Below are 12,381 nucleotides of genomic sequence, written 5' to 3' on the forward strand. Positions count from 1 at the left end.
CCCTATCCTACACCCCGGCCCAGGGCCACCGCATACAGGGCTATCCCTAAGGCCACGGAGGCGTTCAGGGACTCGGCCTCTTCCCGGATGGGGATGCGGAAGAGCTCGTCGCAGGCCTCCCGCACCAGCCGGCGCATACCTTCTCCCTCCGAGCCCACCACCAGGGCCAAGGGCCTTTGGAAGTCCAGCTCCTTGGGGGTTTTCCCCCCCCTTACATCCAGCCCGTATACCCAAAGCCCCCTTTTCTTGACCTCCTCCAGGGTCCGGGGAAGGTTTTTCACCTTCACCACGGGAAGCTTTAAGGCGGCCCCAGCGCTGGCCTTCAGGGCCAGAGGGGAGAGGGGAGCGCTCCTGCGTTCCTCCGAAACCACCCCGTGGGCCCCCAGGGCCAGGGCGCTTCGGATCATGGCCCCGTAGTTCCTGGGGTCGGTAATGCCGTCCAGGAAGACCAGAAGGGGGAGCTCCTTGCGGGCTTCCGCCAGAAAGAAGGCTTCCTCCAAGGGAGCGTAGCAGGGCTCCTCCACCTCCGCCGCCAGGCCCTGGTGGTGGGTGGTGCGGAGGAGGGTGTCCAGCTCGATCCGGGGCACCAGGGTGTACTCTGCCCCGAGCCTCTCCAGCTCCCTTAAAAGCCAGGCTTCCACCCCCCGGGCCACCAGGACGCGCCGCACCCGGCCCTCCTTCAGGGCCTCGAGGACCGGGTTCCTTCCGTAGATCCACATGGCCTGAGTTTACGACGGGGTATCATGAAGGCGAAGGAGGCGAACCATGTACAAAACCATCCTGATGCCCACGGACGGTAGCCCCTGTAGCCTGCAGGCCCTGGAGCACGGCCTTTCCCTGGCCAAAGCCTTGGGGGCCAAGGTCCACTTCCTCTACGTGCTGGAGAACCCCGCCCAGGCCATCTGGATCGCCCCGGAGAGCGTCCCTTATGGCCTTGAGCTCCTGGAGGATCTGAAGAAGGCGGGGGAGGAGGCCATCGCCAAGGCCTTGAGCCTGGCCCAGGAAAAGGGGGTGGAGGCCACGGGGGAGGTGAAGGAGGGGGTGCCCGTGCCCACCATCGTGGAGGCGGCCAAGGGATTCGACCTCCTGGTCATGGGCACCCACGGGCGCACCGGGCTGGACAAGCTCCTCCTGGGCTCGGTGACCGAGGGGGTTTTGCACCGAGTGGGGATACCCGTTTTGGTGGTGCGGTGCCGTTAACCCCATTTCCCCGCCAGTAAGGGGGAGCCCTGGCTGTAGCGATGCGGCTGATTAGCGCCTTCGTTTCCTCGAGGGTGGCCCCCAGCGACCCCTGGTACGCCCGCTTGGTCCGCTACGGGGAGGTGATGGCCGAGGAAGGCTTTGGCCTGGCCTGTGGGGGCTACCAGGGGGGGATGGAGGCTTTGGCCAAGGGCGTGAAGGCCAGGGGAGGGGTGGTGGTGGGGGTGACGGCCCCTGCCCTCTTCCCTGAGCGGAAGGGCCCGAGCCCCTACGTGGACGTGGAGCTCCCTGCCGCCAGCCTCCCTGAGCGCATCGGCCGCCTTTTGGACCTGGGGGCGGGGTACCTGGCCTTGCCGGGTGGGGTGGGCACCTTGGCCGAGCTCACCCTGGCCTGGAACCTCCTCTATCTGCGGCGGGGCCTGGGGCGGCCCTTGGCGGTGGACCCTTACTGGCTTGCCCTCCTCAAGGCCCACGGGGAGATCGCCCCGGAGGACCTGGCCCTTTTGCAGGTGGTGGCGGACGAGGAAGACCTGCGGCGCTTTTTGCGGAGCCTATGAGCGAAACCCTTGTGGTGTACGTGCCGGATCTGGGCCAGGGGGTGAGCTTCTACCAGGCCTTGGGGCTGGCCCTGGAGGAGCTCATCCCGGAAAGGGAGGCCCTTCTGGCTCCCCTCGAGGGGCCCCTTCTCCTCTTGCGCCCTGGAAGCGGGGGAGTGGAGCAGGGGCCCAACCGCCCTCGGCCCGAGGGGCGGGGCTTTGCCCGGCTCGGGGTGGAGGAAGGCCGCCTGGTCTTCTTCGTGGAGAACCTGGGTCACGAAAAGCTTCGCCTTGCCAAGTACGGCCTTCCCTTCCGCGAGACGGGGGAGCACCTCCTCCTCTTTGACCCAGGGGAGAACCCGGTCTTGGTGCGGGAGCTTCCCCCAGAGAAACCTTCCTGATCGAGGGGATACATGAAGCTTTGGCTTTTGGACCTGGACGATACCCTTCTTGTGGACCACCGGGTGGGCGAAGAGGTCTTAGGCCGCCTGGGGCAGGAAGCAGGGGTGGAGGGTCTATTCCAGGTGGTGAGGCAAAAAGCAGAGGAGTTCTTCCGACAGGCTCCCTTCTACCCCTGGGCCGAGCGCATTGGCCACTCGGCCCTGGAGGCCCTTTGGGCCCGCTACTCCACCCCGGGGCTGGAAACCCTGGCGGAGTGGGCCTGGCCCTTTCGGGAAAGGGTTTTTCGGGAAGCCCTTGGGGAGCTGGGCGGTCCTGTGGAGCGGGCAAGAGAGCTGGCGGAGGCCTTTTTCCGGGAGAGGCGCCGCTACCCCCTTTTCCCCGAGGTGCCAGAATTTCTGGAGAACCTTCGGGTCAGGGGAGGTATCCTGGTCCTCCTCACCAACGGGGTTCCTGACCTGCAACGGGAAAAGCTCTTTGGGGCCGGCCTGGGAGGGGCTTTCCCCCTCACCCTCATCTCCGGGGAGGTGGGCCTGGGCAAGCCGGACCCCCGGCTCTTCCGCATGGCCCTCTGCGCCTTCGGCGTGGGCCCGGAGGAGGCGGTGATGGTGGGGGATAACCCGGAGCGGGATATCCAGGGGGCCCTTTTGGCGGGGGTGAAGGCGGTATGGGTGGACCGGGGCCACCGCCCCAAGGACCCCCGCTACCCCGCCCACTTGGAGGTGCGGGACCTGCGGGAGGCCCTGGCCCTCCTGGGGGGGTAGGCCCCCTTTGGTGAGCCTGTTTCCTATCCGCCTCGCCCGTTGGGGTAGGCTTGGGGCGATGCACGAGGTTCTCCTGGTCCTCCACAACCTGCTCCGCTGGTTCGTCCTGGCCTTCGGCCTCTGGGCCCTCCTGCGCCCGGAGGCCCGGCCCGGGGCCTTCTTCGCCCACACCCTCACCCTGCAGGTGGTCCTAGGGGTGGTCTTGGCCTTCGCCAGCCCCCTGGTCCAGGGGGCCCTCCTGGCCCTGGACGAGGTGATGCGGGCCGGCGGGGAGCCCCGCTACTTCGTGGCGGAACACTGGGTGGGGGGGCTCATCGCCCTCGGCCTGGCCCACGCCGGGCTGGCCCAGGCCCGCAAGGGAGGGCGCTGGGCCCGGCCCCTCTTCGCCCTGGCCCTTCTCCTCGTCCTCCTTTCCATCCCCTGGTTCCGGCCCCTTCTTAGGTTTTAGCCGAGGAGCTCGGCCACCGGGAGAGAAAAGGAGGGGAAGGCCGCGGGAGCCAGGTGGTTTCCTGGGGCCAGGGTTTGGACTTCCCGGTAACCCTCGGGGGAGGGGGAGCGAAAGACGTGGAGCCGCTTGCCCTCCAGGTCCAGCACCCAGAGCTCAAGGACCCCATGGCGCGCGTATAGGGGTGCCTTAACCGCAAGGTCGTAGGCCAAGGAGGCCTCCGCCACCTCCACCAGGAGGAGGATATCCTGGGGGCCGGGGTGCTCCTCCTGGTAAAGGTCAGGCTGGGGGCGCAAAAGGGCCAGGTCCGGCTGGGGCTCGCTGAAAGGGCTAAGGCGCACGGGGTCCTGTACGGCGATAAGGCAGGCCCCTTCCATCTCCAAGGGGGTGAACAGGCGGCGAAGGCGCCGCACGGCGGCGGCATGGCGGCTACCGATGGGGCTCATTTCCCAAACCTCTCCCTCCAGAAGCTCCACCCGGTTGTCCTCTCCCAGGAGGCCCGCCTGGGCCATCCTGTGGAACTCCTCCACGGTAAACCGCTTGCGCACCGGGGTCATGGTCTCATCTTAAAGCGGGTGGGTCTTCCTCCAGGAGATAGGCCACCGCGGCGTACCCCACCACGCGGCTTGCGTCATGGGAAGCCTCGGCGCTGGTGGCGTAGGCGAGGAGCCTAGGCCGCCATCCTAGCCCTTGGGCCAGGGCGGTGAGGGTGGCCCAGGGAAGGCGGCCGCAGGCCTCAGCCTCGGCCACCCCCTCCGCGTCCAGGGCCAGGGCCTTTTCCAGGGTGGAGGCGTCCCGCTTCCGGGCCACGGGGTCAGGGTGGTAGTGGGAGAGGTCGCTGGAGGCCACCACCAGGTCCTCCTCCCCCAGTTCCGGCAAGAGGGCCTCGGCCACCTCTTGGGGGGCCACCTCCCCGAAGAGGAGGGGGAGGATGGGCGTGCCCGGCAAGGCTACCTGGAAGAAGGGGAGGAGGACCTCGAGGCTGTGCTCCTCCCGGAAAGGCTCCTCATAGGTCAGAAAGGGAGGGCCCTTTTCCCCAAGCCTCCTCCCCCCTTCCAGGTCCACCGCCACCTCCCCCAAGGGGGTGGCCCAGGCCCGGTAGGGGTAAAAGGCTACGCCCAGGAAGGGCACAAAGTGGCTGGGCCCTAGAAGGAAAATCCGCTTCGCCTTTCCCCTCCAAGCGGAAAGGGCCCGGAAGCCCTCCGCCATCACCTTGCCGCAGTAGAAGTAGCCCGCGTGGGGGGCAAGAAGGCCCCGCACCCCTGGGTCAGGGGCGGCCTGGGCTTCTTGCAGGAGGCGTTCCACCTCCTGCCGGAGCCTTGCGGGTTCCGAGGGGTAAAAGTACCCGGCCACCGCCGGGGGCCTCACCAGGTCCATACCCCAGGGATCCTCCTCCCGCACCCTGGGCAGACGCCTGGGGTGTCCCAGAGGGTTTCCACCCGGTAGCCCCGCCTCTGGACGAGGAGCCTGCCGCAGTCTGGGCAGCGGGTGGAACTTCGCTCCGGGTCCAGGACGTTGCCCACGTAGACAAACTTCAGGCCCTCCTCCTTGGCGATCTCGTAGGCCCGCACCAGGGTGGTGTGCCGGGTGGGCCTAAGGTCCAGCATGCGGTAGTCGGGGTGGGCGGCGGTGAGGTGCCAGGGCACTTCCGGGGAAAGCCCCTTGAGGAAGCGGGCCATGGCCCGCACCTCCTCCGGGGCATCGTTGTAGCCCTCCAGGAGGAGGGTGGTCACCTCCACCCACACGCCCTTCGCCACCAGGTGCTCCAGGCTTTGCAGCACGGGTTTTAGCCGGGCCCCGCAGACCTCCCGGTAGAACTTCTCGGTGAAGCCCTTGAGGTCCACGTTGGCCGCATCCAGGTAGGGCGTTATGTACTCCCAGGCCTCCTCCGTTTCAAAGCCGCTGGTGACGAAGACGTTTTTCATGCCCCGTTCCTTGGCCAGCTTGGCCGTGTCGTGGGCGTATTCGATCCAGACGGCAGGCTCATTGTAGGTGTAGGCCAGAAGCCGCACCCCCAGGGCTTCGGCCTCCGCCACGATGGCCTCCGGGGGCCAGTCCTCCCCGATGGGCCGGTCCAGGTGGCCTTCCGGCGTGACCTTGAACTCGCGGAACTGGGAAATCTGCCAGTTTTGACAGAAGGCGCAGAAGAGGTTGCACCCCACGGTGCCCACCGAGAGGATGCCCTCCCCAGGGTGGAAGTGGTAGAGGGGCTTCTTCTCCACGGGGTCCAGGTGGACCGCGGCGGCCTTGCCGTAGGTGACCAGGTAGAGCCTCCCCCCGAGGTTGCGCCGCACCCCGCACTTGCCCGCACTGCCTTCGGGCACGGCGCAATAGTGGGCGCAGGCCCGGCACTGCACGTACCCCTTGGGCAAGGGCCGGGCCAGGTCAGCTTCCCTTAGGGTAGCGGTGAGGGTCATTTCATAGGGCCTACCCTCAGGATAGCACCGGCGGAGGGGCTCTTGCGTAGACTTTAGGCGTGGCCGCCTTCCCCCCCGAAAGGGAGGAGGACTTCGCCCCCCATGTGCCGGAAGAGGTCCTCCGCCGGGGCCTGGCCTACTTCAAGGAGGGCCGGGTGCGCCGCCTTTTCCGGGTGGGGGAGAGGCTTCTGGGGGAGGTGCAAGGCTCCGAGCCCACCCCCTACCGGGTGGAGGTGGGGCCGGGGCTTGTGGGGCGGTGTACCTGCCCCTACCCCTCCTTTCCCTGCAAGCACGCGGTGGCCCTTCTCTACGCTCACCTGGAGCGGAAGGCCCAGGACCTGGGGGCCCTTTTGGCGGCCCTGCCCCCGGAGGAGGCCAAGGGCCTCCTCCTGCGCCTGGCTCACCTCCCCGAGGTGGCCCTCCTCCTGGCCGAGGCCCTGGTGCCGGAGGAGGCCTTCTTGGAGGGGGTGCGGGCCCTGCGCCAGGCCTTCCGCCTGGGGGAAGGGGAGGAGGAGGCCAGGAGGCTTCTTTTACGCCTGGACCGGGCGGGAAGGAAGGAGGTGGAGGCCTTTTTGGAGGCCCTGCCCCTGGCGCCCTTCGACCCCGAGCCCTACCTGCGGGCGGCTTTGGCGCGCTATTTGCAACTTTCCCCTAGGCTTTCCTTCCTCCTCGCCCTTTACCTGCGCCACCCCTCGGAGGGGGTGCGGGAGGCCTTCTTGGAGGCGGCTTTGGAGGAGCCAAATGGGGCTTTGGGCCTCCTCCAGGGGGCGGATCCCTCAGGGCTCAAGCGGGGGCTTCGGGCGGAGCTCCTCTTCCGCCTGGGGCGGGTGGAGGAGGCCTTGGGGGCGTTGCGGGAGGGCCTCGAGGGGGTGGAGGACTACCTCCTCCTGGTGGAGCGGCTTCTCGCCCTGGGCCGGACGGAGGAGGCCCTCAAGTACGCGGAGGAGGCCCGGGAATGGTTCGGCAAGGACCCCAGGCTCCTTCCCCTTTTGGACCTCCTGGTGGCCCACCGGGGAAGCCCGGAGGACCACCGGGCCCGCTTCGCCCTAAAGCCCAACCTGGAGGACTACCTGGCCCTCAAGGCCAAGCTGGGCCGGGCCTTTCCCGAGGAGCGCAAGGCCCTCCTGCGCCAAGTCAAAGACCCCGCCCTCCTCGCCCGCATCTACCTTCTGGAGGAGGATTGGAAGGCCCTGGACCGCCTCCTCAAGGGCGCCCCGCCCGAGGCCTACCCCCGCTTGGCGGAGGCCCTGGAGGCGAGGCTTCCCGAGGAAGCCAAAAAGCTCTACCTGGAAGGGGCAAGGCGGGAAACGGAGAAAGGCACCCGTAAGGCCTACCGGGAGGCGGCGGGTCTTCTCCTGCGCCTGGCCCGTTTGGACCCCAAGGGGGCGCGGGAGGCGGCTTGGGTTTTGGCCCGGGCCTTTCCCCGGAGGAAGGCCCTTTGGGAGGAGCTAGGGCCCCTGCTCTCGGAGAACCCTCATGAGCCTGCCCCAAAATAGTCCTGTGGAGCGCTTTCCCTGGGTGGAGGTCTTCCGGGGTTTAGCCATCCTCGAGGTGGTCCTGCACCACGTGACGGGCCGCTTCCTCCGGGAGCTTGCCCCGGAAAGCCCGGCCTGGTTTCTCCTGGCGGCGGTCAACCGCACCCTGCACTTCGCGGTGCCCGCCTTCCTCTTCATGACCGCCCTGGTCCTAGGAGCAGGGCTTCTGAGGGAGTTCCGCTTGGGCCGCTACCTCAAAAACCGCGCCCTGCGCCTCCTCTGGCCCTACCTCCTCTGGAGCGGCGTCTACCTGGCCTTCCGCTACTGGGATCACGGGGTTTTCCAGCCCGAGCGCCTTGTTCACCAGCTCCTTTGGGGCAAGGCCTACTTCCACCTCTACTTCCTGGCGGTGGCCCTGCAGCTTACCCTGCTCCTCCCCCTCTTCCTCCCCTTCCTCCGGAGGCGGCCTCACGGGGCCTGGTTTCTCCTCCTGGGGGTGGGGCTTACCCTCTTGGTCTACTTCCTGAACCGCCACTACCGTTTCCTGCCCTATCCAGGGAGCTTTGTCCTTTGGTACACCCCGGCCATCGTGCTGGGCCTTTACCTGGCGAGCCGCCTGGAACACCTCCCCCGCCTCCTGCGCCTTTGGCCTTTGGCCCTGCTCCTGGCTGTCCTGGGCCTCTGGGGATACCTGCCCCTGGCCCTAGACGTCCTGCGGCGCCTTCCGGTGAACACCTTCCACTACCAGGCCTTCCACTGGCTCTTCACCACCGCCATGGCCTTCCTCCTCCTGGCCTTGGCCTTCGCCCTGGCCCGCACCCCCTTGCGGGGCCCCTTGGCCTTCCTGGGCCGCTACTCCCTGCAGATCTACCTGCTCCACCCCATGGTGCTCCGCCTTTTGGAGAAGTACCCCGGCTTCCCGGAGCCCTTGGGGCTTAAGCCTGCCTTCGCCATCTACCTGGGCCTGGCCCTCCTCCTGCCCCTCCTCCTGGCCCGGCTTTTGGCCCGGGCCCGGGTCTCGGTGGCGGTCTTCGGCCGCTGATATCCCACCTGGACCCCATCCGCGTGGTGGCCCCGGCCAACGGTTGAGGCAGGGCCTTGGGTTCCGGGAAAGGAGGGCAGGCTTCTGGGGAAAAGGGTATGAGGGCATGGGTTGGTCTTTTCCTGGCCTTGCTCTTCCTCCTAGGGGGAGGATCCCCTAGCTGGGAGCGGGTTCCAGGGGGCATCCTCTACCAAAGGGAAGGGGTTAGGCTCTTCGCCGAGCTGTGCCTGCCCCAAGGGCGGGCAAGCCGGGTCCTGGTCCTGGTGCCGGGGGGCTTCGGCCCTCCCACGGAGGCCATGGGAGAGCGGTGCCGCCGGTGGGCGGCAAGGGGTTTCCTGGCCGTGGTTCCCCACCTCCGCGGACGGGGGAGGAGTGGGGGGCGCATCACCGGCTGCCTCGAGGAGGCGGAGGACCTGGCCCTCCTGGGCCGGATCCTGCCCCAACTTGGGGTGAGGGCCCACGCCTACGCCGGCTACTCCCTGGGGGCCTGCGTGGCCCTGAAGGCCGCCGCCCTGGAAGGAAAGGCCCGGGGAGTGGCCTTCGTCATCGGGCCCGTGGACTTTGCCGAACAGGTGGAGATCCTCAGGCGCACCCGGCCTGAGGCCCTCGCCCGCTGGCGGGAGATCTTCGGAGGGCTCCCAGAGGAGTGCCTGGAGTGCTACCGGAGGCAAAGCCCCTTGCCTTTGGCCGCCCGGCTCCAGGCCCCCCTCCTGGTGGTCCAGGCGGGCAACGACCCCTTGATCCCACCCGCCCAGGCTTGCCGCTTGCGGGATGTGCGGGAGGAGGCGGGGCGGCGGGTGCACCAGGTGGCCCTCACCCGGGAAGGAGAGGCCTGGACCCTCCCCCTCACCAAAGGGCGGGCTTGCCTCAGGCCCACAGGGTTTGGCTCCCTGGCGGAGGACCACCTGATCCTCTTCCCCGATCTGCACCACGCCGTGACCCCGGCCATGGAGGCCCTGGTGGAGCGGTTTGTTCTGGCCTGGCTCCGCTAAGGGGCCAAAAGGGGTATGGCCTGGGCCAGCATCCGCCTAAGAAGGGGTTCTAGGGCCTTGGCTTCCTCCTCCGTGTAGGCGTGAAGCTCCACCGGAAGGCCCCCAAAGGCCTTTCGCGCCAGGCGGTGGAGGTCTTGGCGGGAAGGGCCTTCGTAGATGAGGAGCACGTCCACGTCGCTTCCCGGTAGCGCCCGACCCGCGGCCCAGGAACCGAAGAGGTAGGCCCGCCGCAGGGGAACTTCTTCCTGGAGCACCGCTAGCCCCTCCCGCAGGCGCTTTAGGATTTCCTCCTTAGTCCATGGGGGGAAGAAGACCCTTACAGAAGGCATAGACCTCCTCGGCATAGCGTAAGAGCCTTTCGGCCTCCGGACGCCGGTACCGCTCAAAGGGAGCCCCTTCGGGGAGGGCGTCGGGGTAACGGGTGGGGATGTAGGCCTTGTCCAACTCGCTGGCCCCGTCCAGAAGGGCTTCGCTCACGGGGTATTGTCGGGCCAGCTCCTCCAGGAGGCCCTGCACCGAATGTCCCCAGGCCACGGCCCCCAGATGCTGAAAGACGGCTTTGACCGCTTTTTCCGCTGCCTGCTGAGCGGAAAAGGCAGCCCATTCGTAAAACCCGTTCTCCAGAGCGAAGCGCGCGTGCTCCAGGTCCCTTTTCGCCTGAAGGAAAAAATCCCGGCTTCGCTCCACAAAGGCAGTATAGACCATGCCAGACTTGACCGCTATACGGCATATAGCCCCAGGAACCGCAGCGCGGCCAGGGGGTTGAAGGAGAAGGCCTCCAAGGCCGCCTTCTTCCGGCGTATCCCCTTCCAGTTCAGCCACGACACCAAATGCGCCCGCAACATCGCCAGCACCTCACCCCCTCGCCCCCACACCTGAGAAGCATCCTCCCGCAAAAGCACGTCCCGCACCCAAAAAGACCCGTTCTCCACACCCCACCGCCCCACCCAAACCTCCCCCAGCACCCCAGCATCCGCCTCATCAATGTGTTTGCCCAGAGGGCAAAGCATCCGGCCCCAGGCTGGTCAGGGCCTACCCCTCCGTCCGCCCCACCTCCCCGTCCCCCTCCCGCTCCCACACCGCCCGGGTCTCCCCAGGCAAAGCCCCCTCCGCCATCCCCGCCAACACCTCCCGCACCCACCCCAGCAACTCCCCCTGGTTCCCCTTCAAGACCAGGAAGTACTCCCCCCTTTTGCCCGCACCCCGGGGGCCACCTCGGGGTACAGGAAGCCCGCATCCCCTACCACCACCTCCCCGCCAGACCCCCGGCCCCCAGGCGCTCCAAAAGCTCCAGGAGAGCCCCCTGTTCGCTTCCCTCCGCCCTGGCCTGGGCCAGGGTCCGCCCCAGGGAAAGGGCCCATGTCACGGGCGAAGCCCGTACCTTGGCCTCGACCAGGCGCACCTGGGGGCTCTTGCCCTTGCCGCTTCCCCGGAGGGCCTTCCCGTCGGCCACCAGGACCTTTTCCCCTTCCCGCTCCGTTTCCGGGAAGACGGCGGCCAGGGCCTGGGCCGAGGCTTGGGGGTCCAGGCGGTGGAGGAGCCCGGTGAGGGCGGTGTGGCCCGGGGGCTTGCGCAGGCCCAGGTGGGGGAGGAGGTGGGGGTGGGCGCGGGGGTCGGGAACCTGGGATAGGGCTTCGCGCAGGGTCATGGAGGGCTATCTACCCCAAAAGGGGTATACCGGTCAAGTTTGGTCCAAAGGGCTGAACCTTCACACGGCTTTCACACGACTTGCTAACATGAAACCCGTAGGGGAGGTTGCGAACAGTTGCCCCCCAGCCACCCTTTCCCTACCCCACACCAAGTCCTGCTCCCAAATCCCGTCATCCCCCACAACCTCCCTTCGTACAGGGCAAAAGGCTTAGCCCTCTAGAATGTTCCCTAGGGGTCTAGACGTGAAGGGGAAGAAACGCAAAGGCAAGGGCAAAAGGCCCCAGTCCTTCGTCGGCCTGGAAGCCCTTCTCGTCTTCCCCGACCACGGGGACTACGTAGCCACCCTGGACCTGATGCGTCGCTTCTCCGCCGCCTTCCGCTTCGCCTACAACAGGCTTCTGGAGGGGGAAAAGCGGGAGGATCTGAAAAAGGAAGACGGCCCCCTCTGCACCCTCTTCCGCCTCAACACCCGCTACGCAGATGACGCCCTCCTGAAGGCCCAGGCCCTCCTCACCTCCCAGGTGGAGCTCGGGGAGAACCCCCGCAAGGTGGTCTTCGGGGGGAGGAAGCTCTTTACAGACCTGGCCCGGCTCAAACGGAGCAACCTCCCGCTCTATGAGCGGAAGAAGGCGGAGTGGCGGGAAAGGCGCAAGGGCACCCTCTACGCCCGTGGGGATAAGAGCAAAAAGGGCAACCCTCACCTGCGCTTGGTGGTGCAGGACGGAAGCCTCTTCGGGGCCCCTACACCCCAAATGAACCTCTGGCTTCAGATCAACCTGGGGGAAAAGCGCTACGCCTGGGCCCTGGTGAAGACCTCCCACCCCAGGCTCCAAGCGCTTCTGTCCCGGGTGTATGCCCATGAGCCCTACAACGTGGAACTCGCCTTGCGGGAGGGGAGGGTCTACGCCCTCTTCTCCTGGGAGGAGGAGCTTCCTCCAGTTTCCCTCACCCAGGAGGGGGGCGTCCTGGCCCTGGACGTCAACGCCGACCCCTACGGGCTGGCCCTGGCGGTGGTGAACCCGGACGGGAGCCTCAGAAGGCACCTCACCCTCTCCCTGGAGGAGGTGGACCGGGCCAAGAACCGGGGGGCCAAGGAGATCGCCCTCTGGCGGATGGCCCACCAGATCGTCTCCCTGGCCCAGGAGGAGGGGGTGGCCATCGCCACGGAGCGGCTGAAGCACCTTCCCAAGGGCAGACGGGGAGATGGTCTTGGGCCTGCTTTCCGCCGCCAAGCCCACCGCTTCGCCTACCGCTCCCTCCTGGGGAAGGTGCACGCCTTGGCCCGGAAGAAGGGCATCCAAAGCCTGGAGGTGAACCCCCAGGACACCTCCACCATCGGGATGCTGAAGTACGCCCCCCTCCTGTCCTTGTCCAAGGACGTGGCCGCGGCTTACGTGATTGGCCGGAGGGCCTTGGGGTTCAAGGAGGAGATCCCCAAACCCCTCAAAGCCCTCCTCCAGG

Annotated in this window: 17 protein-coding genes; 9 read left to right on the forward strand and 8 right to left on the reverse strand. The window is 67.4% G+C overall.

Annotation, left to right across the window (positions count from 1 at the left end):
- Positions 1-2: 2 nt before the first annotated feature.
- The gene (gene rlmB / locus L1087_RS05995) at positions 3-719 is read right to left on the reverse strand and encodes a 23S rRNA (guanosine(2251)-2'-O)-methyltransferase RlmB (protein ID WP_135260595.1); all 717 of its coding nucleotides are present in this window, start codon (positions 717-719) and stop codon (positions 3-5) included.
- Between the two features lie 46 nt (positions 720-765).
- Between rlmB and L1087_RS06000 the strand changes: the two genes are divergently transcribed.
- From L1087_RS06000 to L1087_RS06020, 5 genes are read left to right on the forward strand one after another with little or no spacing between them, the layout of a single operon-like run.
- On the forward strand, positions 766-1,200 hold the full coding sequence (locus L1087_RS06000; RefSeq protein WP_135260594.1) for a universal stress protein: 435 nt from the start codon (positions 766-768) through the stop codon (positions 1,198-1,200).
- A gap of 41 nt (positions 1,201-1,241) precedes the next feature.
- Complete coding sequence (locus tag L1087_RS06005; RefSeq protein ID WP_234558068.1) at positions 1,242-1,757, forward strand: LOG family protein; 516 nt, start codon at positions 1,242-1,244, stop codon at positions 1,755-1,757.
- The gene (locus L1087_RS06010) at positions 1,754-2,137 is read left to right on the forward strand and encodes a hypothetical protein (RefSeq protein WP_038040946.1); all 384 of its coding nucleotides are present in this window, start codon (positions 1,754-1,756) and stop codon (positions 2,135-2,137) included. Before L1087_RS06005 ends, L1087_RS06010 begins: the two co-directional genes overlap by 4 nt.
- Before the next feature lie 12 nt (positions 2,138-2,149).
- Complete coding sequence (locus L1087_RS06015; RefSeq protein ID WP_234558069.1) at positions 2,150-2,899, forward strand: HAD family hydrolase; 750 nt, start codon at positions 2,150-2,152, stop codon at positions 2,897-2,899.
- Between the two features lie 58 nt (positions 2,900-2,957).
- Positions 2,958-3,347 carry a hypothetical protein gene (locus L1087_RS06020; RefSeq protein WP_234558070.1) on the forward strand — a complete coding sequence of 130 codons (390 nt, stop codon included), beginning with the start codon at positions 2,958-2,960 and terminating at the stop codon, positions 3,345-3,347.
- On the opposite strand, the gene L1087_RS06025 is transcribed toward L1087_RS06020, so the two are convergent.
- Genes L1087_RS06025 through amrS form a run of 3 tightly spaced genes read right to left on the reverse strand, consistent with a single transcriptional unit; the run spans position 3,344 to position 5,761 of the window.
- Positions 3,344-3,901: a Uma2 family endonuclease gene (locus L1087_RS06025; RefSeq protein ID WP_234558071.1), complete on the reverse strand. Its 558-nt coding sequence runs from the start codon at positions 3,899-3,901 to the stop codon at positions 3,344-3,346. The two genes, L1087_RS06020 and L1087_RS06025, sit on opposite strands and share 4 nt — an antisense overlap.
- Positions 3,902-3,905: 4 nt before the next feature.
- Positions 3,906-4,721: an AmmeMemoRadiSam system protein B gene (gene amrB, locus L1087_RS06030; RefSeq protein WP_234558072.1), complete on the reverse strand. Its 816-nt coding sequence runs from the start codon at positions 4,719-4,721 to the stop codon at positions 3,906-3,908.
- Positions 4,709-5,761 (reverse strand): AmmeMemoRadiSam system radical SAM enzyme, encoded by a 1,053-nt coding sequence (gene amrS, locus L1087_RS06035; protein ID WP_234558073.1) that lies wholly within the window; start codon positions 5,759-5,761, stop codon positions 4,709-4,711. The genes amrB and amrS overlap by 13 nt, the downstream gene beginning before the upstream one ends.
- 59 nt (positions 5,762-5,820) lie before the next feature.
- Here amrS and L1087_RS06040 point away from each other — a divergent pair, with 59 nt between their 5' ends.
- The 3 genes from L1087_RS06040 to L1087_RS06050 all read left to right on the forward strand — a co-directional run bounded on the left by L1087_RS06040 (position 5,821) and on the right by L1087_RS06050 (position 9,270).
- On the forward strand, positions 5,821-7,257 hold the full coding sequence (locus L1087_RS06040; RefSeq protein WP_234558074.1) for an SWIM zinc finger family protein: 1,437 nt from the start codon (positions 5,821-5,823) through the stop codon (positions 7,255-7,257).
- 4 nt (positions 7,258-7,261) lie between these two features.
- Positions 7,262-8,278, forward strand: coding sequence for an acyltransferase family protein (locus L1087_RS06045; protein WP_234558075.1), 1,017 nt, complete (start codon positions 7,262-7,264; stop codon positions 8,276-8,278).
- Positions 8,279-8,376: 98 nt separating this feature from the next.
- Entirely contained in the window at positions 8,377-9,270 is an 894-nt protein-coding gene (locus L1087_RS06050) for an alpha/beta hydrolase family protein (protein ID WP_234558076.1), read from the forward strand.
- Here L1087_RS06050 and L1087_RS06055 read toward each other — a convergent pair.
- The 4 genes from L1087_RS06055 to L1087_RS13400 form a co-directional block, all read right to left on the reverse strand.
- Positions 9,267-9,599, reverse strand: coding sequence for a nucleotidyltransferase domain-containing protein (locus tag L1087_RS06055; RefSeq protein ID WP_135260586.1), 333 nt, complete (start codon positions 9,597-9,599; stop codon positions 9,267-9,269). The two genes, L1087_RS06050 and L1087_RS06055, sit on opposite strands and share 4 nt — an antisense overlap.
- A complete protein-coding gene (locus L1087_RS06060; protein ID WP_234558077.1) occupies positions 9,562-9,957 on the reverse strand; it encodes a HEPN domain-containing protein in 396 nt (131 codons plus the stop codon). Before L1087_RS06060 ends, L1087_RS06055 begins: the two co-directional genes overlap by 38 nt.
- Before the next feature lie 32 nt (positions 9,958-9,989).
- Positions 9,990-10,280: a hypothetical protein gene (locus tag L1087_RS13395; protein ID WP_234558078.1), complete on the reverse strand. Its 291-nt coding sequence runs from the start codon at positions 10,278-10,280 to the stop codon at positions 9,990-9,992.
- A gap of 230 nt (positions 10,281-10,510) precedes the next feature.
- Positions 10,511-10,918, reverse strand: coding sequence for a DDE transposase family protein (locus L1087_RS13400; RefSeq protein WP_234558079.1), 408 nt, complete (start codon positions 10,916-10,918; stop codon positions 10,511-10,513).
- A 223-nt stretch (positions 10,919-11,141) separates the two neighbouring features.
- On the opposite strand from L1087_RS13400, the gene L1087_RS06075 reads away from it, so the two are divergent.
- On the forward strand, positions 11,142-12,381 hold a 1,240-nt coding region (locus tag L1087_RS06075; protein ID WP_234558080.1), incomplete at its 3' end, for an IS200/IS605 family accessory protein TnpB-related protein.

This window comes from Thermus tengchongensis (genome assembly GCF_021462405.1).
GTDB classification, from domain to species: domain Bacteria; phylum Deinococcota; class Deinococci; order Deinococcales; family Thermaceae; genus Thermus; species Thermus tengchongensis.

Excerpts from the sequence above, each read along its gene's own strand:
- rlmB (WP_135260595.1), bottom strand. The coding sequence starts at position 719 with ATGTGGATCTACGGAAGGAACCCGGTCCTCGAGGCCCTGAAGGAGGGC.
- L1087_RS06000 (WP_135260594.1), top strand. The coding sequence starts at position 766 with ATGTACAAAACCATCCTGATGCCCACGGACGGTAGCCCCTGTAGCCTG.
- L1087_RS06005 (WP_234558068.1), top strand. The coding sequence starts at position 1,242 with ATGCGGCTGATTAGCGCCTTCGTTTCCTCGAGGGTGGCCCCCAGCGAC.
- L1087_RS06010 (WP_038040946.1), top strand. The coding sequence starts at position 1,754 with ATGAGCGAAACCCTTGTGGTGTACGTGCCGGATCTGGGCCAGGGGGTG.
- L1087_RS06015 (WP_234558069.1), top strand. The coding sequence starts at position 2,150 with ATGAAGCTTTGGCTTTTGGACCTGGACGATACCCTTCTTGTGGACCAC.
- L1087_RS06020 (WP_234558070.1), top strand. The coding sequence starts at position 2,958 with ATGCACGAGGTTCTCCTGGTCCTCCACAACCTGCTCCGCTGGTTCGTC.
- L1087_RS06025 (WP_234558071.1), bottom strand. The coding sequence starts at position 3,901 with ATGACCCCGGTGCGCAAGCGGTTTACCGTGGAGGAGTTCCACAGGATG.
- amrB (WP_234558072.1), bottom strand. The coding sequence starts at position 4,721 with ATGGACCTGGTGAGGCCCCCGGCGGTGGCCGGGTACTTTTACCCCTCG.
- amrS (WP_234558073.1), bottom strand. The coding sequence starts at position 5,761 with ATGACCCTCACCGCTACCCTAAGGGAAGCTGACCTGGCCCGGCCCTTG.
- L1087_RS06050 (WP_234558076.1), top strand. The coding sequence starts at position 8,377 with ATGAGGGCATGGGTTGGTCTTTTCCTGGCCTTGCTCTTCCTCCTAGGG.
- L1087_RS06055 (WP_135260586.1), bottom strand. The coding sequence starts at position 9,599 with ATGCCTTCTGTAAGGGTCTTCTTCCCCCCATGGACTAAGGAGGAAATC.
- L1087_RS13395 (WP_234558078.1), bottom strand. The coding sequence starts at position 10,280 with ATGCTTTGCCCTCTGGGCAAACACATTGATGAGGCGGATGCTGGGGTG.
- L1087_RS13400 (WP_234558079.1), bottom strand. The coding sequence starts at position 10,918 with ATGACCCTGCGCGAAGCCCTATCCCAGGTTCCCGACCCCCGCGCCCAC.